19 protein-coding genes and 1 other annotated feature are annotated in these 26,341 nt (G+C 62.8%); of the genes, 3 read left to right on the forward strand and 16 right to left on the reverse strand.

Going from position 1 to position 26,341, the window contains the following annotated elements; translation table 11 throughout:
* On the reverse strand, positions 1-544 hold a 544-nt coding region (locus tag ACTNBU_RS09145; protein ID WP_441033106.1), incomplete at its 3' end, for an IS5 family transposase.
* Positions 545-973: 429 nt separating this feature from the next.
* On the opposite strand from ACTNBU_RS09145, the gene uvrC reads away from it, so the two are divergent.
* The 3 genes from uvrC to ACTNBU_RS09160 all read left to right on the forward strand — a co-directional run bounded on the left by uvrC (position 974) and on the right by ACTNBU_RS09160 (position 7,109).
* A complete protein-coding gene (gene uvrC, locus ACTNBU_RS09150; protein ID WP_441033109.1) occupies positions 974-2,824 on the forward strand; it encodes an excinuclease ABC subunit UvrC in 1,851 nt (616 codons plus the stop codon).
* A gap of 96 nt (positions 2,825-2,920) precedes the next feature.
* Positions 2,921-6,106, forward strand: a complete 3,186-nt coding sequence (locus ACTNBU_RS09155) for a UvrD-helicase domain-containing protein (protein ID WP_441033111.1) — start codon at positions 2,921-2,923, stop codon at positions 6,104-6,106.
* An 88-nt stretch (positions 6,107-6,194) separates the two neighbouring features.
* The gene (locus tag ACTNBU_RS09160) at positions 6,195-7,109 is read left to right on the forward strand and encodes an AEC family transporter (RefSeq protein WP_441033113.1); all 915 of its coding nucleotides are present in this window, start codon (positions 6,195-6,197) and stop codon (positions 7,107-7,109) included.
* A gap of 82 nt (positions 7,110-7,191) precedes the next feature.
* Here the strand turns inward: ACTNBU_RS09160 and ACTNBU_RS09165 are convergent, their stop codons facing one another.
* The 15 genes from ACTNBU_RS09165 to ACTNBU_RS09235 form a co-directional block, all read right to left on the reverse strand.
* Positions 7,192-8,499 (reverse strand): ATP-binding protein, encoded by a 1,308-nt coding sequence (locus ACTNBU_RS09165; protein ID WP_441033116.1) that lies wholly within the window; start codon positions 8,497-8,499, stop codon positions 7,192-7,194.
* An 18-nt stretch (positions 8,500-8,517) separates the two neighbouring features.
* Positions 8,518-10,179 (reverse strand): dihydroxy-acid dehydratase, encoded by a 1,662-nt coding sequence (ilvD, locus tag ACTNBU_RS09170; RefSeq protein WP_441033119.1) that lies wholly within the window; start codon positions 10,177-10,179, stop codon positions 8,518-8,520.
* Positions 10,180-10,319: 140 nt separating this feature from the next.
* On the reverse strand, positions 10,320-11,339 hold the full coding sequence (ilvC, locus tag ACTNBU_RS09175) for a ketol-acid reductoisomerase (protein ID WP_441033122.1): 1,020 nt from the start codon (positions 11,337-11,339) through the stop codon (positions 10,320-10,322).
* Positions 11,320-11,886, reverse strand: coding sequence for an acetolactate synthase small subunit (gene ilvN, locus ACTNBU_RS09180; RefSeq protein ID WP_441033126.1), 567 nt, complete (start codon positions 11,884-11,886; stop codon positions 11,320-11,322). Before ilvN (ACTNBU_RS09180) ends, ilvC begins: the two co-directional genes overlap by 20 nt.
* A gap of 11 nt (positions 11,887-11,897) precedes the next feature.
* Positions 11,898-13,598: a biosynthetic-type acetolactate synthase large subunit gene (ilvB, locus tag ACTNBU_RS09185; protein WP_441033129.1), complete on the reverse strand. Its 1,701-nt coding sequence runs from the start codon at positions 13,596-13,598 to the stop codon at positions 11,898-11,900.
* A gap of 52 nt (positions 13,599-13,650) precedes the next feature.
* The gene (gene ilvN / locus ACTNBU_RS09190; RefSeq protein ID WP_441033132.1) at positions 13,651-14,136 is read right to left on the reverse strand and encodes an acetolactate synthase small subunit; all 486 of its coding nucleotides are present in this window, start codon (positions 14,134-14,136) and stop codon (positions 13,651-13,653) included.
* 17 nt (positions 14,137-14,153) lie between these two features.
* The gene (ilvB, locus tag ACTNBU_RS09195; protein WP_441033135.1) at positions 14,154-15,788 is read right to left on the reverse strand and encodes a biosynthetic-type acetolactate synthase large subunit; all 1,635 of its coding nucleotides are present in this window, start codon (positions 15,786-15,788) and stop codon (positions 14,154-14,156) included.
* Between the two features lie 124 nt (positions 15,789-15,912).
* The gene (locus tag ACTNBU_RS09200; RefSeq protein WP_441033138.1) at positions 15,913-16,059 is read right to left on the reverse strand and encodes a hypothetical protein; all 147 of its coding nucleotides are present in this window, start codon (positions 16,057-16,059) and stop codon (positions 15,913-15,915) included.
* A gap of 257 nt (positions 16,060-16,316) precedes the next feature.
* Positions 16,317-17,387: a 3-isopropylmalate dehydrogenase gene (gene leuB, locus ACTNBU_RS09205; RefSeq protein ID WP_441033140.1), complete on the reverse strand. Its 1,071-nt coding sequence runs from the start codon at positions 17,385-17,387 to the stop codon at positions 16,317-16,319.
* A complete protein-coding gene (leuD, locus tag ACTNBU_RS09210) occupies positions 17,384-17,881 on the reverse strand; it encodes a 3-isopropylmalate dehydratase small subunit (protein WP_441033142.1) in 498 nt (165 codons plus the stop codon). Before leuD ends, leuB begins: the two co-directional genes overlap by 4 nt.
* A gap of 158 nt (positions 17,882-18,039) precedes the next feature.
* Positions 18,040-19,299 (reverse strand): 3-isopropylmalate dehydratase large subunit, encoded by a 1,260-nt coding sequence (gene leuC / locus ACTNBU_RS09215; RefSeq protein WP_441033145.1) that lies wholly within the window; start codon positions 19,297-19,299, stop codon positions 18,040-18,042.
* 43 nt (positions 19,300-19,342) lie between these two features.
* On the reverse strand, positions 19,343-20,956 hold the full coding sequence (locus ACTNBU_RS09220) for a 2-isopropylmalate synthase (protein ID WP_441033148.1): 1,614 nt from the start codon (positions 20,954-20,956) through the stop codon (positions 19,343-19,345).
* Positions 20,916-21,175: a binding site (T-box leader), on the reverse strand. Its footprint overlaps the gene before it by 41 nt.
* 188 nt (positions 21,176-21,363) lie before the next feature.
* Positions 21,364-23,334, reverse strand: a complete 1,971-nt coding sequence (locus ACTNBU_RS09225) for a TRAP transporter permease (protein WP_441033150.1) — start codon at positions 23,332-23,334, stop codon at positions 21,364-21,366.
* Positions 23,335-23,473: 139 nt separating this feature from the next.
* Positions 23,474-24,514, reverse strand: a complete 1,041-nt coding sequence (locus tag ACTNBU_RS09230; RefSeq protein WP_441033152.1) for a TAXI family TRAP transporter solute-binding subunit — start codon at positions 24,512-24,514, stop codon at positions 23,474-23,476.
* Between the two features lie 327 nt (positions 24,515-24,841).
* Complete coding sequence (locus ACTNBU_RS09235; protein WP_441033155.1) at positions 24,842-26,119, reverse strand: L-cysteine desulfidase family protein; 1,278 nt, start codon at positions 26,117-26,119, stop codon at positions 24,842-24,844.
* Positions 26,120-26,341: the final 222 nt, after the last annotated feature.

Consider the following 26,341-nt stretch of genomic DNA (forward strand, 5'->3'; position numbering starts at 1 on the left):
ATTTCATTCCGAATTTCCATTCATTGCCCTTTTTTGTCTGGTGCATTTCCGGATCTCGGGCTTTCTCCGCATTCTTGGTAGAGCTGGGAGCATTGATGATGGTGGCGTCTACAATGGTGCCGCCCTTCATCATGTGTCCGGTTTGTACCATGACGCGGTTGATTGCATCGAAAAACAGTTTGTTCAGGCCGTTTGCCTCCAAAAGATGACGGAATTTGCACAGCGTTGTTTCATCCGGAACCGCTTCCGTCATGAAGTTAATGCCTGTGAATTTTCGCATGGCATAGCTGTCGTAGATGGCGTCCTCGGTAGCCGGATCGGACAGGTTGAACCAGATCTGCAGCAGATACATCCGCAGCATTTTCTCAATGCCCATGGGCGGACGTCCACGTTTTCCCTTAGGGTAGTAGGGTTCGATAACACCAACCCACTCGTCCCAGGGAATGATCTCGTCCATGATTTCCAGAAATTCCTCCCGCTTCGTTTTCTTTTTGCGGAAGCTGTATTCGATATCCGTAAATGTTTCCTGTTTCTTCATCGTCATACACCACCATTGCTGTGATAGTCTTATTATCCCACATCCGGAGCCTTTATGGTAGTGCGGATTAAATCAGAGGTTCCTTAGAGATGGTGAACACATCCGCCAGGACTTCGCCCTCAGAACTGTGGATAAAGCAGTCATGCTTGTCCTTTGCTACATCGATACCAACGGAAACGACCATTTCAAAAACCTCCAACGGTAAATTTGTGATGCTGTTCCACAGAACACTTTGCTTTTGTAGCCTTGTTCCACATAAACCGTCTGGCGGTATTTAACTGATTAACAAAACTGCAAAGGGCTGTGGTTGGAACCTTTCGAGAACCATCTTGTGGTAGGAGGCGATTACCAATCCACAGCATCCCTTACAGTGTAGCACAGCCCTTGGAGAGGGGCTCTAATAACTACTACTCTATAATACAAGGAGGCAGCGCCATGACGAAGGACGAGCTGAAGGAGAAGGCCAATGACCTGCCCCTGGCCCCCGGCGTCTATCTGATGATGGACAAGACCGGCAAGGTCATCTATGTGGGCAAGGCGAAAAAGCTGAAAAACCGGGTGAGTCAGTACTTTCAGGACTCCGCCTCCCACACGGTGAAGACCCGGCAGATGGTCTCCCAGGTGGACCATTTCGACACCATCTTCGTCACCAGTGAGTTTGAGGCCCTGGTGCTGGAGAACTCCCTCATCAAGCGGCACAGCCCCAAGTACAACATCCTGCTGAAGGACGACAAGGGATACCCCTTCGTGCGGCTGTCAAAGGAGGAATACCCCCGGTTCACCATGGCCAACCGCTACGCCGACGACGGCGCCCGGTATTTCGGGCCCTTCGGCGGGCGGTATGAGACCCGGCAGGCCATCGACGCCGTGTGCGCGGCACTAAAGCTGCCCACCTGCCATAAACAGTTCCCCCGGGATCTGGACGCGGACCGGCCGTGCCTGAACTATCATATGGGCCGCTGCGACGGCTTCTGCCAGTCCCGCATGAGCGCGGAGGAGTACCGCCGCCGGATGGACCAGGCCGCCCAGCTGCTGGAGGGCAGGTCCAAACAGCTCCTGCGGGAGATGACCGCCGAGATGGAGGCGGAGGCGGAGGCCCTGCGGTTCGAGAAGGCGGCCATGCTCCGGGACCGCATCGCCGCCATCGGCGCGCTGAGCAAGAAGCAGACGGTCATCGCCGGCCTCTGCGCGGACACGGACATCTGGGGGCTGTACCGGGGCGCCGGAAAGTGCTGCTACGCCATCCTCCACATGGAGGACGGCAACCTGACGGGCCGGGAGACGGCCTTCTTCTCCGCCCCCATCGAGGAGTCCGAGGGGGAGATGCTCTCCGCCCTCACCGCCCAGTACTATCTGCCCCGGTCCATCCTGCCCCATGAGATCCTGCTGCCGGCGGAGACGGAGGACTGCGAGGGCCTGTCCGAGGTGCTGACGAAACGGGCGGGCCATAAAGTCTGGGTCCACATCCCCCAGCGGGGGGAGAAGGCGGAACTCCTTGCCATGGCCCGCCGCAATGCCGCCGAGGAGACGGAGCGTGCCACCACCGTGGAGGAGCGGACCAATCACACCCTGGAGCTGCTGGCCAAGATGATGAACCTGCCCCAGCCCCCCAAGCGTCTGGAGTCCTTCGACATCTCCAACACCGGCGCCAGCGACATCGTGGCCTCCATGGTGGTGTACGGCGGCGTGCGGCCTCTGAAATCCGCCTACCGCCGGTTCCGCATCAAGGGCCTGGAGGGCCATCCCGACGACTATGCCTCCATGGCGGAGGTGCTGCGCCGCCGGCTCCAGAGGGCTGCCGACGGCGACGAGAAGTTCCTCCCCCTGCCGGACGCCTTCCTCATCGACGGCGGCGTCACCCATGCCCAGGCGGCGGCCCGCGTGGCGGAGGAGTTCGGCTGCGCGGTGCCCATCTTCGGCATGGTGAAGGACGACCGCCACCGCACCCGGGCTCTGGTGACGCCGGAGGGCCGGGAGATCGGAATCGCCGGACAGCAGGCGGTGTTCTCCCTCATTGGCCAGATCCAGGAGGAGACCCACCGCTTCGCCATCACCTACCACCATGAAAGCCACGGCAAGAGCACCATCCGCTCCGCCCTGGACGACATTCCCGGCATCGGCCCCAAGCGCCGGGAGGATCTGCGGAAGCACTTCGGCACCATCAAGGCCATTCGGGCCGCTTCCGTGGAGGAGCTGTCCGCGGTGGTGCCCCGCTCCACCGCCCAGGCGGTGTACAGCCATTTCCGCAGCGGCAAGATGGAGAAGCAAAAGGACGATATGGATTGAACCGGCTCCGCAGGCATCAGGCCCGCGGAGCCTGGTTTCGTCCGCGCTTCCGCACGTCCCGCCCATTGCGGACGGCGGAAAAAATGAGTATAATAAGTGGTACGACTCGATCCGACGGAAGGTGACGCCATGTACATCGCCGATTTACATATCCACTCCCGGTTCTCCCGCGCCACCAGCCATGACTGCGACGCACCCCATTTGGACTGGTGGGCCCGGCGGAAGGGCATCCAGCTGCTGGGCACCGGGGACTTCACCCATCCCGCCTGGCGGGCGGAGCTGCGGGAGCAGCTGGTCCCCGCCGGGGAGGGCGTCTATACCCTCCGGGAGGACCTGCGCCTACCGGACGCCGCTCCCGGCGAAACGCCCCGGTTCGTCATCACCGGCGAGATCAGCTCCATCTACAAAAAGGATGGAAAGACCCGGAAGGTCCACAACGTCATTTTGCTCCCTTCCCTGGAGGCGGCGGACGAGCTGTCCGCCCGGCTGGAGGCCATCGGCAACATCCACTCCGACGGCCGTCCCATTCTGGGGCTGGACAGCCGGGACCTGCTGGAGCTGACGCTGGAGGTCTGCCCCGACGCGGAGTTCATTCCCGCCCACATCTGGACGCCCCACTTCTCTGTGTTCGGCGCGTTCTCCGGCTTCGACTCCCTGGAGGCCTGCTTCGGCGACCTGACGCCCCACATCCATGCGGTGGAGACGGGACTGTCCTCAGACCCGCCCATGAACTGGCGGGTCTCCGCCCTGGACGGGCTGACGCTGGTGTCCCACTCCGACGCCCACTCCCCCGCCAAGCTGGGCCGGGAGGCGGACCTGCTGGACACGGGCCGCACCTATCCGGAGCTGGTGGGGGCCATCCGCACCGGAGAGGGCTTTCTGGGCACCGTGGAGTTCTTCCCGGAGGAGGGCAAGTACCATCTGGACGGCCACCGGAAATGCGGCGTCTGCCTGTCTCCTGCGGAGACGGCGGAGCGGAACGGACTGTGCCCCGTTTGCGGAAAGAAGCTGACCATCGGCGTGGAGCATCGGGTGGAGGAGCTGGCGGACCGTCCGGCGGGCTTCCGGCCGGAACACGCCAAACCCTTTGAGCGTCTGGCCCCGCTGCCGGAGGTCATCGCCGCTTCCACCGGCGGCTCCGCCGCGGGCAAAAAGACCCAGGCGTTGTATGAGACCATGCTGCGGGAGCTGGGGCCGGAGTTCTCCATCCTCCGGGAGATACCGCCGGAAGATATTCAGCGGATCGCAGGCCCCTGCGTGGCGGAGGGTATCCGGCGGCTCCGGGCAGGACAGGTGGAGCGCCGTCCCGGCTTTGACGGCGAGTACGGCGGCATCTCCCTGCTGTCCCCGGCGGAGATCCAGCGGCTCAGCGGACAGATCTCCCTGTTCGGCGCCGAGCCCGCCGCCAAGAAAGCCCCCGCCAAACGGGAGCTGAAAAAATCCGCTCCCGCGGAGCAGAATGCCCCTTCCGCCCCCTCCGGGGAGACGCTGAATCCGGAGCAGCGGGCGGCGGTCACCTCCCAGGCCCCCGTGACGGCGGTCATCGCCGGACCGGGCACCGGCAAGACCAAGACGCTGGTTTCTCGCATCGCGTGGCTGGTGGAGGAACAGGGCGTCCGTCCCGGTGAGATCACCGCCGTCACCTTCACCAATCAGGCCGCGGCGGAGATGCGCCAGCGGCTGGAGGCCCGTCTGGGCGGGAAGCGGGCAGTGAGCCGCATGACCATCGGCACCTTCCATGCCATCTGTCTGGATCTACTGGGGGATGTGCGCCTCATCAGCCAGGGCGATGCCCTGGAGACAGCCCGGGACGTCCTGCGGGACGCGGGCGTCAGGAGCAGCGCCAAAAAGCTGCTGCAAGCGGTCTCCCGGGTGAAGAACGGCGCGTCCTGCGCCGACGCGGACCTGGATGAAGCGCTGTATCAGGATTACTGCGCCCGCCTGCGGGCTATGGGCGTTCTGGATTTCGACGACCTGCTGACGGAGGCCATGAAGCTGGACACCGCAGGGCAGAAGTCCTTTACTCACCTGCTGGTGGACGAGTTCCAGGACATCAACGACGCCCAGTATGAGCTGGTGCGGTCCTGGAGCCGGGGCGGCCGGAGCCTGTTCGTCATCGGCGACCCGGACCAGTCCATCTACGGCTTCCGGGGGTCCTCCGGCCGCTGCTTCCAGCGGCTGACGGAGTCGTTCCCGGACACCCGCGTCCTCCATCTGACGGAGAACTACCGCTCCGCACCGGAGATCTTACAGGCCGCCCTGCCGGTCATTGAAAGGAATCCCGGCGGTCCCCGGACGCTGATCCCCCACCGTCCCGGCGGCACCCCCGTGCGGCTGGTGCAGGCGGCGGACGACTTCGCCGAGGGCATCTGGATCGCCAAGGAGATCAGCCGCATCACCGGCGGCGTGGACATGCTGGAGGCCCAGGCGCTGGACCATGAGCGGGAGCTTCGGGCCTTCTCCGACATTGCGGTGCTCTGCCGCACCCACCGGCAGCTTGAGCTGATGGAAAAGTGCCTCCGGCACGACGACATCCCCTGCGTCGTCACCGGACGGGAGGACTTTCTGGACGACGACCGGGTACGGGGCGTGCTTTCGTTTCTGTTCTCCCTGCTGGATCCCCGGGACGGCGCCGCCCTGACCACGGCCCTGCGTCTGCTGTGGGACTGTCCTGCGGATCTGACGGAAAAGGCCCGGACTGCCTGCGGCGCAATGGAGACTTTCGATCCCGCGGCGCTGGAGGAGACCGTCCGGGGCTATGGCCCTCTGGAAGCGTGGCTGGCCCGGGCGGCGGAATGGCTGCCGCTGGTGAAAACGGAAAAGCCATGGAAGCTGGTCCAACGCTGGGAGACGGAGTACGGCTCCTCGCCGGAGCTGGAGCGGCTGCGGAACGCCGCCGTGTTCCACGGCTCCTTGACGGAGCTGCGGGAGGCATTGACCCTGGGCCAGGAGGCGGACCTCCACCGGGCCGCCGGAAAGGGCTGGGAGTCCGGCGCCGTCCGGCTGATGACCCTCCACGGCGCCAAGGGCCTGGAATTTCCTGTGGTCTTTCTGGCAGGACTGAAGGCCGGCGCATTGCCCCTGGAATCCCCGTCCCATCCGGCGGACATGGAGGAGGAGCGGCGGCTGTTCTACGTGGGCATGACCCGCGCCCGGGACGAGTTGATCCTCACCGCCGCGCCGGAGCCCTCCTCTTTTCTGACGGACCTGCCGGACAGCGTCCGCCGGGAGCGGGATGCCCGGTTCCGGGACCGTCCCGCCCAGCAGCTCAGCCTGTTCTGATCTGCGTCTCTGTTTTTGCATCTCTTATTTCATTGTTGTTTGCCCCGGGGACTTCCAGGTCCTTTGTCAGGGCGGAAGGGAGTACCCCATGAGTATCTGGGAACTGTTCAGCATCCAGGGAACGCTGTTTATCATGATCCTGGCCGGAACCTTTCTCCGGAAAAAAGGCATCCTCGACGAGAACGGCACCCGCTGTCTCACGGATCTGTGCGTCAGCGTCGTCATCCCCTGCAACATCATCCAGTCCTGCCTCATCGAGTTCGATGTTTCCATCCTGCGGACCTGCGGCCTGCTGTTCATCGTTGGATTCGTCACTCAGCTGATCTGCGTGGTCTTCAACCGGTTCCTGTTCAACCGCTACCCGGAGCAGCAGAAGAAGGTGCTGCAATATGTCACCCTGGTCTCCAACAGCGGATTTCTGGGCTATCCGGTGGCGGAGGGCGTCTACGGGAGCCTGGGACTGCTGTACGCCTCCGTGTTCCTCATACCCATGCGCATCGTCATGTGGTCCGTGGGCACGTCCTACTTCGTAGCCGGGAAGACCGACTGGAAAAAGGTCATGAAGAACGTCCTGACCCATCCCTGCCTGATCGCCGTGTACATCGGTCTGCTGGTCATGTTTACCCAGATCCAGCTGCCCTCCATTGTCACCATGCCCATCAAGTACATCGGAAGCTGCAACGCCGCCCTCACCATGTTCATCATCGGCACCATCATGGCGGACGTACCGCTTCACACCATCGTCAACCGGACGACCCTGTGCTTCAGCGTCTTCCGGCTGGCCATTCTGCCGGCCATCACCCTGGCCCTCTGTCTGCCGCTGGCCATGGATACCACCGCCGTGGGTGTCTCCGTCATCATGATGGGCATGCCCGCCGCCTCCACCAGCGCCATCTTCGCCGCCCGGTATCACAGCGACGCTCCCTTTGCCACGAAATGTGTGGTGCTGTCCACCCTGCTGTCCATGCTCACCATCCCCGTCTGGTGCTATTTCATCGGGTGAGACGACCTTCGGAACAGGAAAACGGTCCCTGCGGAAGTTGCTTCCGCAGGGACCGTTTCATTTCTCTCACACTGAGACGGACTCACGTCTCGTCCCGGCCCTCCAGATAGTGGATGAACTGCTGGGCGGTGCGGCCGGAGAAGCCGCCGTGGCGGACCTCCCAGGCGTTGGCCTTCACCATCAGCTCCTTGTCGTCCATCCGGATGCCCTGGCGCTGAGCCAGCACCCGGACGATGTTCTGGAACTCCTTGGGGGTGGGGGCGTTGTAGTTGATGGCCACGCCGAACCGGGCCGCTAGGGACAGCTTCTCCTCCATGGTGTCGGAGCGGTGGATGTCTCCGTGGTGTTCCATGTCCGTGCGGTCGTTCCAGGTCTCCCGGATCAGATGGCGGCGGTTGGAGGTGGCGTAGATCAGCACATTGTCCGGCCGGGTCTCCACGCCGCCCTCGATGATGGCCTTCAGGAACTTGTACTCCACCTCGTTCTCCTCAAAGGAGAGGTCGTCGATGAAGATGATGAACCGGTAGTTCCGGTTTTTGATCTGCCCCAGCACGGCGGACAGGTCCCCGAACTGGTGCTTGTAGATCTCGATCATCCGCAGGCCCTCGTCGTAGTACTCGTTGATGAGGGCCTTGACGCTGGTGGACTTGCCGGTGCCGGCGTCGCCGTACAGCAGCACATTGTTGGCGTGCTTCCCCGCCAGGAACGCCTCCGTATTCTGGCGGAGCTCCCGCTTCTGCTGCTCATAGCCCAGCAGATCCTCCAGCATGACGCCGTCGATGTTGCTGATGGGCAGGAACTCCACGCTCTCCCCGCTGCGGCGGATGCGGAAGGCCCGGTTCATAGCGAAGACGCCGAAGCCGTACTGGCGGTAGTAGTCCGTGATGAGGCGGAACATCTCCTCCTCGTCCGCGGCCCCCTCCAGTGCCTGACACAGCGTCCGCACCTGACGGCTGATGTCGTGGTTGTAGGTCCGCTCCCGCTTGGGGATGGCGTGATAGTGGCAGATGGTGGTGAAGCAGTCGATGCCCAGGTCCCGCTCCATGGGGGCGAAGTCGTAGTTGAACAGGCGGCGGAATACGGCGAAGTCGTTCTTTGCGAAGTGGTTGACGCTGCCCTCGCTGGCCCCCACCCGCTCGCAGGTGAGGGTGAAGGAGTTCTGATTGGTCATCAGCACCCAGGTGAGGTAGCAGTGCCACAGGTTGCCGTCGAAGCCGCAGACCGTGCTGAGGTCCAGGATACGTTTGATCTGGGCGTAGGTCCGGCGGATGAGAACATCCTTGCCGCAGTTCTCCTCGTTCCAGTCCCGGACGATGTCCGCCAGGCTCAGGAGGATGCTGTCCTCTCCCAGATCACTGTACAGCAGCAGATGCGCGATATCGCGGTACATACTCTCCAACCTCCGGTGTCACTCCAGGATGGCGCCCCGGTCGGCGGAGGAGACCATTTTGGCGTACCGGGCCAGATAGCCGGTCTTGATCCGGGGCTCCGGGCAGACCCACTTGGCCTTCCGGTCCGCCAGGACTTCGTCGCTGACCTTCAGCTCGATGGTGTGGTTGGGGATATCGATGGCGATAAGGTCGCCCTCCTCCACCAGACCGATGGTGCCGCCGCTGGCGGCCTCCGGGGACACATGGCCGATGGACGCGCCGCGGGTGGCGCCGGAGAAGCGGCCGTCGGTGATGAGGGCCACGTCCTTGTCCAGACCCATGCCCGCGATGGCGGAGGTGGGGTTCAGCATCTCCCGCATGCCGGGGCCGCCCTTGGGGCCCTCGTAGCGGATGACCACCACGTCGCCGGCCTTAATCTTGCCGGCGTAGATGGCGGCGATGGCGTCGTCCTCGCTGTCGAAGACCCGGGCGGGGCCCTCGTGGACCATCATCTCCGGAGCCACGGCGGACTGCTTGACCACGCAGCCGTTGGGGGCCAGATTGCCCTTCAGCACGGCGATGCCGCCGGTCTTGGAGAAGGGATTGTCCAAGGGACGGATGATCTCCGGATTCCGGTTCACCACGCCCTCCAGGTTCTCGGCGATGGTCTTGCCGGTGCAGGTAATGCCGGTGGTGTCCAGCAGACCGGCCTCCGCCAGCTGCGCCATGACGGCGTAGACGCCGCCCGCCCGGTCCAGGTCCTCCATGTAGGTATTGCCCGCCGGGGCCAGGTGGCACAGGTTGGGGGTCTTGCCGCTGATCTCATTGGCCATGTCGAAGCTCAGTTCCACGCCGCACTCATGGGCGATGGCGGGCAGATGGAGCATGGTGTTGGTGGAGCAGCCCAGGGCCATGTCCACGGTCTCGGCGTTGTGGAAGGCCGCAGGGGTCATGATGTCCCGGGGCCGGATGTTCTTCTCCACCAGCTCCATGATCTTCATGCCGGCGTGCTTGGCCAGCCGCAGGCGGGCGGAGTAGACGGCGGGAATGGTGCCGTTGCCCCGCAGGGCCATGCCGATGGCCTCGGTGAGGCAGTTCATGGAGTTGGCGGTGTACATGCCGGAGCAAGATCCGCAGGTGGGGCAGGCGTTTTCCTCGTACTCCTCCAGGCCAGCCTGGTCCAGCTTGTCGGCGTAGAAGGCGCCCACGGCCTCGAACATGTGGCTCAGACAGGTGCGGCGGCCGTCGTTCATGGTACCGGCCAGCATGGGGCCGCCGGAGACGAAGATGGTGGGGATGTTGACGCGGGCGGCGGCCATCAGCAGGCCGGGCACATTCTTGTCGCAGTTGGGGATCATCACCAGACCGTCGAACTGGTGGGCCAGCGCCATGGCCTCGGTGGAGTCAGCAATGAGGTCACGGGTCACCAGGGAGTACTTCATGCCCACGTGGCCCATGGCGATGCCGTCGCACACGGCGATGGCCGGGAACTCCACCGGCGTGCCGCCTGCGGCCCGGACACCGGCCTTCACGGCCTCGGCGATCTTATCCAGGTTCATGTGGCCGGGGACGATCTCGTTATAGGAGCACACCACGCCGATGAGGGGGCGCTCCAGTTCTTCCTTGGTATAGCCCAGTGCGTACAGCAGAGAGCGGTTGGGGGCGGCGGGCGCCCCCTTCTTGACAACGTCGCTTCTCATGGGAAACCTCCGGTCTTATCAGATTTTGGCATCCTCCCCGGACAGCAGGCGGCACACCTTGCCGGTGCCTCCTGTCCGGGGAGGGTGGGAAAAGCTCCGGGACAGGCGGTAAGCCGCCCGCCCGGAGCAACAGGTGTGTTTTAGTTGGAAGCGGTATCGGGATCGGTGTCGTCGCCCCAGAGCATGTTGCGGCGCAGCTCGGCACCCACGGTCTCCATGGGGTGCTTGGCCAGGATGGCGCGGCTGGCATTGAAGAAGCAGCGGCCATTCTTGTTCTCGGCGATCCACTTGCCGGCGAAGGTGCCGTTCTGGATGTCGGTGAGGACGGCCTTCATGTTCTTCTTGGTCTCTTCATAGGGCAGCACCCGGGGACCGGAGACATACTCGCCGTACTCGGCGGTGTCGGAGATGGAGTAGTTCATCATGGCCACGCCGCCCTTGTTGATCAGGTCGATGATGAGCTTCATCTCATGGATGCACTCGAAGTAGGCGTTCTCGGGGGCGTAGCCGGCCTCCACCAGGGTCTCGAAGCCGCACTTCATCAGCTCCACGACGCCGCCGCACAGAATGGCCTGCTCGCCGAACAGATCGGTCTCGGTCTCATCCTGGAAGGTGGTCTCCATGACGCCGCCGCGGGCGCCGCCGATGCCGGCGGCATAGGCCAGACCGATGTCATAGGCCTTGCCGGTGGCGTCCTGCTCCACAGCGATCAGGCAGGGCACGCCCCTGCCGTTGACATACTGGCTGCGGACGGTGTGGCCGGGGCCCTTGGGAGCGATCATCAGAACGTCCACATCCTTGGGGGGGACGATCTGCTTGAAGTGGATGTTGAAGCCGTGGGCAAACATCAGGGCATTGCCGGACTCCAGGTTGGGGGCGATGTCCTTCTGATAGACCTGAGCCTGGACCTCGTCGTTCACCAGCATCATGATGATGTCGCCCCACTTGGCGGCCTCAGCCACGGTCATGACCTTCAGGCCGGCCTTCTCGGCGTTCTCCCAGTTCTTGGAACCGGCGCGCAGGCCGACGCACACGTCGCATCCGGAGTCCTTCAGGTTCAGCGCATGGGCGTGGCCCTGAGAGCCGTAGCCGATGATGGTGATCTTCTTGCCGTTCAGCTTGTTGATGTCGCAGTCCTTCTCATAATACATTTTTGCCATAGTCGTATTCCTCCTTGAGTTTATTGTCGTCATATATCGTGCTACGCCCTCTCTCGATGGCGATAGTACCGGTCTTTGCGATCTCCAGAATGCCGAAATCGCTGAGCATGTCGATGAGCGCGTCGCTTTTGCTCTGGCTGCCGAACACCCACAGCGTCAGGGAGTCCCGGCTGACGTCGATGACCTTGGCGTGGAAGATGTTGGCGATCTGAATGGCCTCTTCCCGGGCGGCCCGGTCCGCGGCGGCCACCTTGATGAAGGCGATCTCCCGCCGGATGCAGGTGTCCTCGTCCAGGATCTTCACGGCCTTCACCGGCAACAGCTTCCGGCACTGGGCGGCAATCTGGTCGATCATCAGTTCATCGGCGATGATCTCGATGGAGATGCGGGCCACGCCGGGGCGGTCCGTTGCGCCGGAGACGATGGACTCGATGTTGTAGCCCTTCCGGGAGAACAGCCGTGCCACCTGACTGAGGATGCCGGGGGAGTCGTCCGCCAGGATGCAGAGAGTGTAGAGCTTCCGCTCGGTGTTGAATTGCTTTTTCATCTCGCGCCTCCTCAGTTCAGCAGGAAGTCCGTGATGGGAGAACCGGCAGCCACCATGGGACGGACCATCTCGTCGATGTTCAGCCGACAGTCGATGACCGCGCCGGTGCCGCAGGCCAGGGCCTGAGCGAAGACGTCCTCCATCTCGGCACGGGTAGTGGCCCGATAGCCCTTGAGGCCATAGGCCTCCGCCAGCTTCACGAAGTCCGGGCCCCGGTCCAGGGTGGTCTCGGAGTAGCGCTGGCCGTAGATCAGACTCTGCCACTGGCGGACCATGCCCAGCGTGCCATTGTCGAAGATGACGGTGATGATGGGCAGGCCGTAGTGCTCCACAGTGCACAGCTCATGGCAGTTCATGCGGAAGCAGCCGTCGCCGGTGACGTGGATGACCCGCTTGTCCGGGTTGCCCATCTGCGCGCCGATGGCGGCGCCCAGGCCGAAGCCCATGGTGCCGAAGCCGCCGCTGGTCAGCAGCTGGCCGGGATAGGAGAAGTGCAGGTACTTGATGGCCCACATCTGGTGCTGGCCCACGTCGGTGGCCACGATGGCGTCCTCCGGCGCTTTTGTCCGGATGACCTCTAGCACCTGCTGGGGCGTGAGCACCGGGCTGTCCTCCGCCACGGAGGGCGCCCGCAGAGGCAGGATGTGCTCCTTCCAGACTGTGTGCTGGTACTGGGGCATCCTGTCGTTCAGCATCCGCAGGACCTGCTTGGCGGAGCCGATGATATGGTGGTCCGTCAGAACGTTCTTGTCGATCTCCGCCCGGTCGATGTCGATCTGAACGATCTTGGCCTGCTGGGCGAAGGTGGCGGGGTCCAGCGCCACCCGGTCGGAGAAGCGGCAGCCCACGGCGATGAGCAGGTCGCACTCGTCACAGGCCACGTTGGAGGCCCGGGAGCCGTGCATGCCGATCATGCCGGTGGTCAGGGGATGTCCGCCGGGGAAGCCGCCGCCGCCCATAACGGTGATGGCCACCGGGGCGTCCAGCTTCTCGGCGAATTCCCGGAACTCCCGGTCCGCCTTGCCCCGGACCACGCCGCCGCCGCAGATCAGCAGCGGCCGTTTCGCCTGGGCGATCATGTCCAGCAGGGTGTTCACATCCTCCTGATTGGGCTCCGGGTTCTTCAGCTGGGTGCTGGCCAGCGCCCGGATGCTGTCACAGCCCCGGTTCTGCCGCCAGGGGATGAACTCGTAGTCGATCATCTGGTCGGCGGCGGTGACGTTCTTCAAAAAGTCGATGAGCACCGGGCCGGGACGGCCGTTGGCCGCCACGGCGAAGGCCTGACGCATCACGTCCGGGATGGTCTGGGCGTCCCGCACCAGGAAGGTTGCCTTGGTGATGGGCATGGCGATGCCGGTGGTGTCCACCTCCTGGAAGGAGTCCTTGCCCAGGAAGTTCTCGCCCACGTTGCAGGTGATGAACACCACGGGAGAGGAGTCCAGATAGGCGGTGGCGATGCCGGTGGTGAGATTGGTGGCGCCCGGTCCGGAGGTGGCGAAGCACACGCCCACCTTACCGGTGGAGCGGGCATAGCCGTCTGCCGCGTGGGAAGCCCCCTGCTCATGGGCGGTCAGAACGTGATGGATCTTGTCCTGATAGCGGTACAGTTCGTCGTACAGGTTCAGGATGGTGCCGCCGGGATAGCCGAAGACCGTGTCCACCTCCTGCTCCAGCAGGCACTCCATGATTGCCTGCGTCGCTCTGATCTTCAAAACGCATTCCTCCTTATGTTCACCCGAACGGCGGCCACCGTCCGGGGGCTGGTCAGATCTTTCCAGCGCCCTTCTGCAGGGCGATGACGCCGGTGCGGGCCACTTCCAGAATGTTGTAGGGCCGCATCATATCCTCGAAGACGCTCACCCGGTCCGGCGTATCGGAGAGCTCCATGGTCATGGAGGTGGGGGAGATATCCGCCACCTTGGCGCCGCAGATGTTGCAGATGGTCATGATCTGCTCCCGGGTGTTCTTGTTGGCGCTGACCTTGATGATCATCAGCTCCCGCCCGATGAGGCTGCTCTCGTCCAGGGTGCGGACCTTGATGACCTCAATAAGCTTGTTCAGCTGTTTTTCCACCTGCTCCACCACGCTGTTGCCGCTGTCCACAATGATGGTAATGCGGGAGAGAGTGGGGTCGTCGGTGACGCCCACGGCCAGAGAGTCGATGTTGAACGCCCGGCGGGAGAACAGGCTGGTGATGCGGTTCAGAACGCCTGCCCGGTTTTCCACCAGGACGGAAATGGTTTGTTTCATCTCACATTTCCCCCTTCTCAGTCGTAGGTGCCCACGTCGGGGTGGACCTCACAGATCAGGATGCAGCTGCCCTTGACGGCCAGAAACCGGTCCAGCGTGTCGTCCAGCTGGTCCTCGTCATTGACAACCAGGCTGGGGATGCCGTAGGCGGCGGCAATGGTCTCAAAATCGGGAGAGCCGTCCAGGTCCACGCCGATGGGGCCGTGATAAGGGGCGGTCTTCTGGATCTGATGGACCAGGCCCAGCACATGGTTGCGGAACAGGACGATCTTGATGTCCATACCGGCGCAGCGAATGGCCGCCAACTCGTTCATGGCCATCTGGAAGGAGCCGTCGCCGCAGACCACAATGGTCTGCCGGTCCGGCAGAGCCACCTTGGCGCCGATGGCCGCCGGCAGGGCGTAGCCCATGGTGCCCAGGCCGCCGCTGGTCAGCAGGCGTCCGTTCTTCTGGGGCAGGTACTTGCAGGTGAAGATCTGGTTCTGGCCCACATCCACGCAAACCACAGCGTCGTCGTCCAGCCGGGCGCCCAGCTTCCGCATCACGGTGCCGGGGAACACGGAGCCCTCCCGCCGGGGGAACTCCCGGGTCAGTTCTGCTTTCCGATACTCCTTCAGGCACTCCCGCCAGGCCGCCGCGTCAGGGGCGGGGACGTCCAGCGCCAGCAGCTGCTGGAGGATGACCTTCACGTCGCCCACCAGGGGAATGGCCGCCTGCATGTTCTTGCCGATCTCCGCCGGGTCCACGTCGATGTGGATGGTGGCCATCCGGCGCTGGATCTCGTCGGGAGAGAGGATGGCCCGGTCCGCCGCCCGGGTGCCCACCATAATCAGCAGGTCGGACTTGGCCAGGGCCTTGTTGGCGCAGCGGTTGCCGTGGGCGCCGATCATGCCCATGTTCAGGGGATGGTGGGTGGGCATCAGGGACACGCCCATCATGGTCTTTACCACGGGGATGGAGTAGCGCTCCGCCAGCTCCAGCAGCTCGTCCCGGGCGTGGGCCAGCCACACGCCGCCGCCGGCGCAGATCAGGGGCTGCTTGGCCTTGGAGATGGCCTCCGCCACCCGCTTGATCTGAAGATCGTTGCCCCGGACGGAGGGCTTGTAGCCCCGGATGTGGACCTCCTCCGGGAAGGTGACATCCGGCACCGCCTGCTCCTGAATGTCGATGGGGACGTCGATGAGCACCGGGCCGGGACGGCCGGTGGAGGCGATGTAGAACGCCTCTTTCAGGATCCGGGGCAGCTCAGCGGCGTCCTTGACCAGATAGTTGTGCTTGGTGAAGGGCGTCACCGCACCGGTGATATCCACCTCCTGGAAGATGTCCCGTCCCAGCAGGTTGGAGGGCACCTGGCCCGTAATGGCCACCATGGGGATGGAGTCCATATAGGCGGTGGCAATGCCGGTGATCAGATTGGTAGCGCCCGGTCCGGAGGTCACGATGCACACGCCCACCTTGCCGGTGACCCGGGCGTAGCCGGAGGCCATATGCCCCGCGTTCTGTTCTGTGCGGACCAGAGTGTACCCGATCTGCGGAATGTCCTTCAAAGCATCCATTACGGGACAGATGGTGGCGCCGGCATAGCCGAAGATGTGCTCCACGCCTTCCCGCAAAAGCCCTTCCATCAGGATTTGGGCTCCTGTCATTTCCATACGTGTTCCCCCCATGTGTCAAAATCTCAGGCGTATGCCTGTAAAGAAAAAGTCCGCGGCCCTGTGTCGGGTCACGGACTTTCGGGAGTGTTCATTTCAGTATCCGGCGGCTCCGCCTGCAATCTCAGCAGGGACTGACGGCCGCTTTCCTGATCTGCGCATGACCAAACACACTATTCTTTTTCTGGAGAATGCTAATTCGTACCAGAGCCAGAATAATGCTTACCAGAGAGATGCTGATCAGATTGGTCAGTGCAAACATGGTATCCATAGGAATTTCCTCCGTTTTTCAACGGGCAGACAGACGTCCGAACCGGCGCTGCCGCAGGAATGGGAACATCTGCTTGTCTTGCATTGTTATTATACATTTCACTACAGCAAAGCACAACTGTAAAAACAGAAATTCCAATTTTTCTGGAACCTTGAACGAATTTTTAAATATCGCTGTCGGATTTTCTATGAAAATTGCATGATTTTTCCGCGCTTCCGTCTTTCGGCGGACTGCGGAAAAAAGGATATCGCGCCCGGTCAGATGCGCTGGCGGATGAGACTGCCCATCTCCCGGCAGCCAACCAGTGTTCCGCTCTCGCCCAGGATGTCGCCGCAGCGGTAGCCGTCCTTCAGGACCTTGTCCACGGCGGCCTCCACGGCGTCGGCCTCGGCGGCCATATCGAAGCTGTAGCGCAGCATCATGGCGGCGGCCAGAATGGTGCCGATGGGGTTGGCCTTGTCCTGTCCGGCGATGTCCGGCGCGGAGCCGTGGATGGGCTCATACAGGCCCCGGGTGCCGTCGCCCATGCTGGAGGAGGGGATCATGCCGATGGAGCCGGTGATCTGGCTGGCCTCGTCGGAGAGGATATCGCCGAACAGGTTCTCGGTGACGATGACGTCGAACTGGCTGGGATCCCGGACCATCTGCATGGCGGCGTTGTCCACGTACATGTGGCGCAGCTCCACGTCGGGATACTCCGCCGCCACCTCCGTGACGGTCTTCCGCCACAGACGGGAGGTGTCCAGCACGTTGGCCTTGTCGATGGAGGTGACCCGCTTGCGGCGCTTCCGGGCCATGTCGAAGGCAACCCGAGCCACCCGGCGGATCTCATGCTCGGAATAGGCCATGATGTCGGTGGCCTTTTGCTCGCCGTCCACCTCCTCGGTGGAGTGGCTGCCGAAGTACACGCCGCCGATGAGCTCCCGCACCACCACGAAGTCGATGCCCCGGGCGGCGATGTCCGCCCGCAGGGGGCAGGCGGCGGAGAGGTCGGAGAACATCCGGGCGGGCCGCACGTTGCTGTACAGGCCCATGGCGCCCCGGAGCTTCAGCAATCCCCGCTCCGGCCGGTTGGCGGAGGGCTGGCTGTCCCACTTGGGGCCGCCCACGGCACCCAGCAGAACGCTGTCCGCCGCCAGGCAGGTCTCCAGACTGGAGTCCGGCAGGGGCACGCCGAAGGCGTCGATGGCGTTGCCGCCCATGGGGGCCTCCTGATAGGTGAAAGTATGGCCGAATTTGGCGGCCATGGCGTCCAGAACGCCGATGGCCTCCCCCACGATCTCGGGGCCGATGCCGTCGCCCCGGATCACAGCGATGGTCTTGTTCATTCTCCGGCCTCCTTCGCTTTCAGGGAGGCCATGAGGCCGCCCTTGGCGATCATGTCCTTGATGAAGGGCGGGAAGGGCTCGGACTGATAGGTCTCGCCCTTGGTGACGTTGGTGATGACGCCGGTGTCGTAGTCCACCTCCACCTCGTTGCCGTCCGCAATACCGGCGCTGGCGGCGGGGCACTCCAGAATGGGCAGGCCGATGTTGATGGAGTTGCGGTAGAAGATGCGGGCGAAGTTGGCGGCGATGACGCAGGAGATGCCGCTGGCCTTGATGGCGATGGGGGCGTGCTCCCGGGAGGAGCCGCAGCCGAAGTTGACGCCGGCCACCATGATATCGCCGGGCTTCACCTTGGTGATGAAGGACTTGTCGATGTCCTCCATGCAGTGGGAGGCCAGCTCCTGATGGCTCTGGGTATTGAGATAACGGGCGGGGATGATGACGTCGGTGTCCACATGGTCCCCGTATTTATGTACGATTCCGTGTGCGTTCATTGATAATCCTCCATTTCGCCGCACATTGCGGCGAATCATGAAATCATTTTTCCGGCGGCGTGTACGTCGGAAAAATACATTGACCCGCGCGCCGGGGGCGCGCACACCAGTCCGCAGACTGGTGTGGGGGAATCTAAAGGGGGGACGAAGTCCCCTCTTTATACCTCGTCGGGGTGGCAGATATGCCCGGCGATGCCGGACGCGGCGGCCACGGCGGGAGAGGCCAGATAGACCTCGCTGTCCACATGGCCCATGCGGCCCACGAAGTTGCGGTTGGTGGTGGAGACGCAGCGCTCTCCGGCGGCCAGGATGCCCATGTAGCCGCCGAGGCACGGCCCGCAGGTGGGGGTGGAGACGATGCATCCGGCGTCCAGGAAGATGTCCGTGTAGCCACGGTGCATGCACTCCCGGTAGACGGTCTCGGTGGCGGGGATGACGATGCCCCGGACGCCCTTGGCCAGATGGCGGCCCTTCAGCACTTCGGCGGCGGCGGCCATATCCGCCAGCTGGCCGTTGGTGCAGGAGCCGATGACGATCTGGTCGATGGCGATGTCCTTGCCCTCCCGGGCGCTGTGGGCGTTCTCCGGCAGATGGGGCCAGGCCACGGTGCAGTCCACGGTGCTGAGGTCGATGTCGATGGTGCGGGTGTACTCTGCGTCGGGGTCCGCCTCAAAGGCGGTCCAGGGGCGGTCCACCCGGCCCTCCACGTAGGCCCGGGTCACGTCGTCCACGGGGAAGATGCCGTTCTTGCCGCCGGCCTCAATGGCCATGTTGCAGATGGTCAGCCGGTCGTAGATGGTGAGATTTGCCACGCCGGGGCCAGCGAACTCAATGGACTGATACCGGGCGCCGTCCACGCCGATCATGCCGATGAGGGTCAGGATCACGTCCTTGCCGGACACGAAGGGACGGAGCTTGCCGGTGAGGTTCACCCGGATGGCGGAGGGCACCTTGAACCAGGTCTCGCCGGCGGCCATGGCCGCGCCCAGATCCGTGGAGCCCACGCCGGTGGAGAAGGCGCCCAGCGCGCCGTAGGTGCAGGTGTGAGAGTCGGCGCCGATGACGGCCTCGCCGGGGGCCACCAGGCCCTGCTCCGGCAGGAGGGCGTGCTCGATGCCCATGGCGCCCACGTCATAGTAGTGGTCGATATCGAACTTCCGGGCGAAGGTCCGGCACTGCTTGCACTGGGTGGCGGACTTGATGTCCTTGTTGGGGGCGAAGTGATCCATCACCATGGCGATGCGGCTCTTGTCGAAAACCTTGGTGAAGCCCGCGGCTTCAAACTCGTTGATGGCCACCGGGGTGGTAATGTCATTGCCCAGCACCAGGTCCAGTTTGGCCTGGATCAGCTGTCCGGCACGGACGCTGTCCAGTCCCGCGTGGCGGGCCAGGATCTTCTGTGTCATGGTCATTCCCATTGTGTCAGTCTCCTTTGATTCAGAATTTCTGTCTCGATCCCGCTCAGGACGGGGTGCTTTCCATCATCTTGTTGATGCCGTTGACATAGGCACGGATGGAGGACTCGATGATATCCGTGGACAGGCCGGTGCCGGTGTAGCGGCGGCCGTTGGGTCCCTCGATCTTCACCACGGCCTCGCCGATGGCGTCCTCGCCCTCGGTGACGGCGTTGAGGCTGAAGCTGTCCAGCTTCACGTCCAGGCCCAGCATCCGGTTGATGGCCTTGAAGGACGCGTCCAGAGGACCGGAGCCGATGGCCACTTCCTCCAGCTCCTCACCGGCCCGCTTCAGCTTCACGCAGGAGGTGTTGGGCACGCCGTCGCCGGCGTTGATGACGTGGCTCACCAACTGGCAGGTCTCATAGTTGGCGTTGTGACGGTGGAGCACCAGGGCCTCGATGTCGGCGGTGGTGATGTTCTTCTTCTTGTCCGCCAGGGTCTTGAACCGGGCGAACACCTTCTCCAGCTCCGCGTCGGTGAGCTCATAGCCCATGGTCTGGAGCTTATCCCGCAGGGCGTGCTTGCCGGAGTGCTTGCCCAGTACCATGGTGTTCTGGGGGATGCCCACGTCGGAGGGGGTCATGATCTCGTAGGTCAGGGCGTTGGCCAGGACGCCGTGCTGGTGGATGCCGGACTCATGGGCGAAGGCGTTGGCGCCCACAATGGCCTTGGTGGGAGGAATGGGCACGCCGGTGGTGTTGCTCAGCAGACGGCTGGAGCGGTAGATCTGCTTGCTGTTGATGCCGGTGTCGGCGTCGTAGTAGCTCTGGCGGGTCTTGAGGGCCATGACGATCTCCTCCAGGCTGGCGTTGCCGGCCCGCTCGCCGATGCCGTTGACGGTGCACTCCACCTGGGTGGCGCCGGCCTTGATGCAGGCCAGGGAGTTGGCCACGGCCATGCCCAGGTCGTTGTGGCAGTGGACGGAGATGTCCACGTTCTCCACGCCGGGGACGTGCTCCTTCAGATAGCGGATCAGGTCACCCATCTCCTGGGGCGTGGAATAGCCCACGGTGTCAGGGATGTTGATGGTGGTGGCGCCGGCGGCGATGGCGTTGGCGCAGCACTGGGCCAGGAACGCGTGATCGGAGCGGGAGGCGTCCTCAGCGGAGAACTCGATGTCCTCGCAGAAGCTCTTGGCGTAGCCCACCATGTCGGTAATGCGCTGGAGAACCTGCTCCCGGGTCATCTGGAGCTTATACTCCATGTGGATGTCGCTGGTGGCCAGGAAGACGTGGATGCGGGGGTGCTTTGCCACCTTCACCGCGTCCCAGGCGGCGTCGATGTCGCCTTTGGTGCAGCGGGCCAGAGAGGCCACCGTGCAGTTGGACACCGCGGCCGCGATGGACTGGACGCTCTTGTGATCCATGGGAGAGGCGATGGCGAAGCCCGCCTCGATGATGTCCACGCCCAGCTTTTCCAGCTGTTGTGCCATTTCAATCTTTTCGCTGAGGTTCATGCTGCAGCCGGGAGACTGCTCTCCGTCCCGCAGGGTGGTGTCAAAAATCTTGATGCGTTTCATGGCTTGTTCCTCCTGGATTGATTTCAAAAATGACAACAAAAAAAGCCTTCGTCTCCTGTAAAGAGACGAAAGCCTGAACTTCCGCGGTACCACTCTCATTGGCACAAAAAATGCCCGCTTTCGGCATCGGCCCGGCGCACCGGACGAATCCCGCCTCTCTGGTAACGGTGAGGAGACCCGTTTTCACCTAAACCGCCACCGACGGTCTCAGCGAAAATACTCGAGGGCCAGTACATCCCACCGCTCTGCACCGCCTCGCAGCGACCGGCGGCTCTCTGAAGCGTCCTGATGGGACTTTTTCCCTGTCATCGTATCTGTTCGTTTTGCTGTTGCTAATTAAAATACCCGAATTCGATTGGTTTGTCAACCCCCCTTTTTCCGGTTTTACGAAATTTTTCCGGGCGGTCCGCCGGACCTGTCTGGTGCGCAGCGGAGCTACGGGAGCAGAAAACCGGGGACGCCGCAGAGGCGTCCCCGGTTTCGGAAGGTCCGGTATGGAAGATCGCTTAGGCCTTGGCCTGGGCGGGCTTCTTCCACTTCTTCATGTTGAGGAACAGCATGGCCACCGTGATGGCGATACCGGCGATATCGGTGAGGGTGCCGGGAATGAACATCAGCATGCCGGCGGCGATGAAGACGACCCGCTCCAGGATATTCAGCTTCCACTTCAGCCAGCCCTGGAAGCCGGAGGACATGACGGCGACGCCGATGAAGGCGCTGATGAAGACGGAGACGATCTCCACCGGGTTGCCCTGCATCATCATGGCCGGATTGTAGCAGAAGGCGAAGGGCACGATGAAGCCGGCGAAGCCCAGCTTACACGCCTCCACTGCCGTTGTCATGGGACTGCACTTGGCGATACCGGCGCCGGCGTAGGCGGCCAGAGCCACGGGCGGGGTGATGGCGGACAGGCAGGCGAAGTAGAACACGAACAGGTGGGCGGTCAGGGCGGACAGGCCCAGCTTGATCAGAGAGGGCGCCAGAATGGAGGCCGCGATGACGTAGGCCGCCGTGGTGGGCAGGCCCATGCCCAGAATGATGCAGGCCAGGGCGGTGAACACCAGGGACGGGAACAGCATCTGGTGAGCGGCCTGGATCATCATGTCGCCGAAGATGACGCCGATGCCGGTGAGGGACACCATGCCCACCACGATACCGGCGCAGGCGCAGCCGATGACGATGGACATGGAGCTGAAGCCGGACTTCACCATGGCGGGCAGGATGCTCTTCAGCGTGAAGCGCTTCTGCTTGTCAAAGAGCATGACCACAGGCACCACGCAGGTGGCCCACAGGGCGGAGTACAGGGGGGACAGCTGGATGACCAGCAGGCAGACGATCAGAACGCCCAGGATCAGCAGATAGATCCAGCCGCTCTTCAGCACGTCTCTGGTCTTGGGGATGTCCTGCTGATCCATCAGCTTGATGTCGGCCAGCTCGGACTGGGTGATCACGGCGCAGGCGCAGCCCCAGTAGTACAGCAGGGCCGGGATGACGGCGGCAATGACGATGTTGATGTAGTTCGTATTGGTGAACGCCACCATCAGGAACGCGCCGGAACCCATGACCGGGGGCAGGATCTGACCGCCGGTGGAGGCCACGGACTCCACGCCGCCGGCGAAGGCGGGCTTGTAGCCGCGGGACTTCATCAGGGGGATGGTGAAGGTGCCGGTGCCCACCACGTTGGCCACGGCGGAGCCGTTGATGGAGCCCATCAGGCCGGAGGCCACGACGGCGGCCAGAGCGGGACCGCTCTTCATCTTGCCGGTCAGGGAGATGGCCAGGTCATTGATGAAGTCGGAGCAGCCGGACGCCTCCAGGAAGGCACCGAACATAACGAACATGAAGATGACCGTGGCGGAGACGCTCATGGTGGTGCCGAAGATACCGTCCAGGTCGGTAGCCAGGAACTTGCAGATACGCTCCAGAGAGTAGCCGCGGTGAGCGATGGCCATGGGCAGATGGGGACCGGCCAGGGCGTAGACCACGAAGATCAGAGCCAGGGCGGGCATGATGTAGCCCAGCACGCGCCGGGCGCACTCCAGAACGATGATGGCCAGGCAGGCACCGGCGAAGGTGGCCATCCATGTGGTCTGGCTCAGACGCTCCGTCAGGTGATGGACTTCATCCTGGGCCATCCACAGGGAGATCCAGGTGATGACTACCAGAGCGATGTCGATGGTGCGGCAGACGGCGCGGAAGGCCTTGCTGCCGGCGAACTTGTCCTTGAACACATGCTTGTACAGCGGCTGGGTCAGCAGGACCAGGGTCAGAGCGAAGCCCAGGTGGACGCCGCGCTGGACCACGTAGTCGAACAGCCCGTGGAAGCCGGTGTAGATGTGAAACAGGGTCATGCAGATGGCAACGATGGACGCGATCTTGATAAATTTGTCGCCCTTGCTGTCCTCCAGCGTTTTGCTGGCGGCAAGCTCACTGTCCAGCGAGCTAACGTCTATTTCTTTATATTCTTTATCAGCCATATGAGAGTCCTTTCTGATTGGATTCACATTCTTGAATAGGTCGGTGAAAAGTCACGGCCGGAACTGAGGAAGTCCCAGCTCCGGCCGTTGACGCTTTACGCAGGGATAGGAAAAGCTGACTTGCCGATTATTTCCGAGATCAGATCAGACCCAGCTCGCTGTAATAGCGGGTAGCACCGTCGTGCAGGGGGATGGGCATATCCGTGCACAGGAAGGAGGGATCGGTCATGTCGCTGAGCAGCGCGTTGCCGGCGGCCAGGTCGGCGCTGTTCTCGTTCATGGTCTTGCACAGGTCATAGACCAGGTCCTCGTTCATATCGGCGCTGACGATGATCAGGCACTTCACGCCGAAGGTATCGGTGTCATAGTCCTGACCGGTGTAGGTGCCGGCAGGGATCTTCGCCTGGATGTAAGCGGCGTTGCCGGCCAGGATGCCGTCGATCTCTTCCTGGGTGTAGTTCAGAACGACGATGTCCTTGGTGGCGGCGAGGTTCAGCTGGCCGCCGATGGGCAGACCGGCGAAGCCGAAGGCCGCGTCGATGATGCCGTCGCCCACGGAGTCAGCGCCGTCGCCCAGGCCCAGGTTCTCCAGGCTGGTGTTGTTGGCGTCGATGTCCATGACGGCGAAAGCGTCCAGGCAGGAGTTCTCAGTGGCGGAGGCGGCGGGGCCGACAGCCACGCGCTTGCCCTTCAGATCGTGGACATACTCCAGACCGGAGCTCTTCAGCGCCACGCCGCTGGAGACGGAGGTGTAAACAGCGCCGATGACGCGGACATTGTCCAGAGCCTCGGTGAACTTGCCCTGGCCGGAGTAGCCCTTCAGAACAACGTCGGCGGTGGCGACGGCCACGTCAACTTCGCCGGAGGCCACGTCCTGCACGTTCTGGAAGGAACCGGTGGAGGTCTGGGTGTTGCACTTCACACGGTCCAGCTGGTTGGTCCAGACCTGGGACAGAGCAGCGCCGGCGGGATACAGGGAGCCGCCGGTATCACCGGTGCCGAAAGTCAGGATGGAGTTGCCGTAGGAGGGCTCGGAGGTGGCGGTGCTGGCGGCGGCGCTGCTGCCGCCGGAGGGGGCGGCGCTGCCGCCGTTGCTGCCGCTGGAGGAACTGCTTCCGCAGCCGGCCAGGAGGGATGCGGTCATCAGAGCGGCCATCAGAATGGAAAGTACTTTCTTCATTGCTTTTCTCCTCTTCCTTTGTTTGATTTGCAGCCGCATTGCAGCTGCTGTCAAAGTGGACCACAGGAATACTGCCCTAAAAAAACGGACAAGGGGATGGTTATCCCATTGGATATCCACCCCCTTGTGGTTCCTTCTAAAATATACTACACTCCCGCCAGTTTCGCAATCACAATTTTTTCGCACGTCGGATTTTTGTGGAGGATGACAGATGTCGGATAAATATTTGTTGCTTTTGCAATATTCACAAAGGACCACTATTATGCAATATGACAACAAGAAGTGTTGTATGATGACGCGACTGCTTTCCGAAAGAAGCCGTATCCCTCAGCATCTGGTCATGATGGAGAGGATGGTCTTGTCCGTCTCGTACATACCCTCTTTGCCCAGCACCGCCACGTTCCGGATAGTATTTTCCACGCCCTTGGTGACGATGCCGTCGCCGGAATAGAACTGCTGGCCGTTCTGGAACATCTCGTATCCGAAGATGCCCGCGTCCACCGCCACGGAGATCTTTGCCGCGCAGCTGGCCTTGGCTCCGTCGCAGATGATGCCGGAGGAGATGGCCAGGGCGTTGACGATGGTGTGGGAGACGGACCGCAGATCGCCGCCCTGGAGGTAACAGATGGCCGCACCGGCGCTGACGCCGGCGCTGATGGCGCCGCAGTAAGCGGAGAGCCGTCCGATGCCGCTCTTCAGATGCACGGCGGTCAGGTTGGAGATGGCCAGCGCCCGGTAGAGCTGCTCCTCCGTGGCGCCCAGCTCCTGCGCGTATTCCAGCACGGGGAGGCTGACCGTGATGCCCTGATTGCCGCTGCCGGAGTTGATGACCACCGGCAGCTCACAGCCGTTCATGCGGGCGTCGGAACCGGCGGCGGCCTTGGCTCTGGCTCTGGTCCGCACGTTGTCCGGCTGGGTCTTCAGGATCGTCCGGCCCACATTGGCGCCGTAGTCGCCCCGCAGTCCCTCCTGGGAGATGGCGCTGTTGCACCGCAGTTGCCGGTCGAACAGCTCCCGCACATCCTCAATGTCCAGGGACTGGGCGAAGTCGTAGATCTGCTCCACTGTCAGCAGGTCATAGTCCACGCCGGCCTCCTGGGCGGGATCCTCCGGCTTCGCCCGGAACAGAACTTCTCCGTTCTTTTCGATCAGGGCGATACCCGTGTGGTGATTGATGATCCGTACCTTTGCCCAGTCGCCGCCCTTGGAGACCCGGACGCCGATGTCCAGCAAGAGGTCGGAATCCGCCTGCTTCATGGTGATCTCCGCCTGCTGCATGTAGTCCTTCAGCTGCCGGATCTGCTCCGGCGTCACCTGGGAGACCACTTCCAGCTCCTTGTCCGCGTCGCCCGCGACGATGCCGATGGCCGCCGCCACGGCCATGCCCCGCATCCCGCCGGTGTTGGGGACCACCACACTCTTCACATTCTTGATGATATTTCCGCTGACCTCCAGCTCCACGCGGTCAGGGAGGCAGCCCAGGGTCTCTCTGGCCTTCGCTGCGCAGTAAGCCACGGCAATGGGCTCCGTGCAACCCATGGCAGGGACCAGTTCCTTGTTCAGGATCTCCAGGTATGCCTTGTATATCTCAGAATTCCGTTCCATATCCGGTCATCTTCTCCTTGTATTATAAGAGTAGTAGTTATTAGAGCCCCTCTCCAAGGGCTGTGCTACACTGTAAGGGATGCTGTGGATTGGTAATCGCCTCCTACCACGAGATGGTTCTCGAAAGGTTCCAACCACAGCCCTTTGCAGTTTTGTTAATCAGTTAAATACCGCCAGACGGTTTATGTGGAACAAGGCTACAAAAGCAAAGTGTTCTGTGGA

It is taken from the genome of Dysosmobacter sp. HCP28S3_G4, assembly GCF_052065175.1.
Taxonomy (GTDB): Bacteria; Bacillota; Clostridia; order Oscillospirales; family Oscillospiraceae; genus Oscillibacter.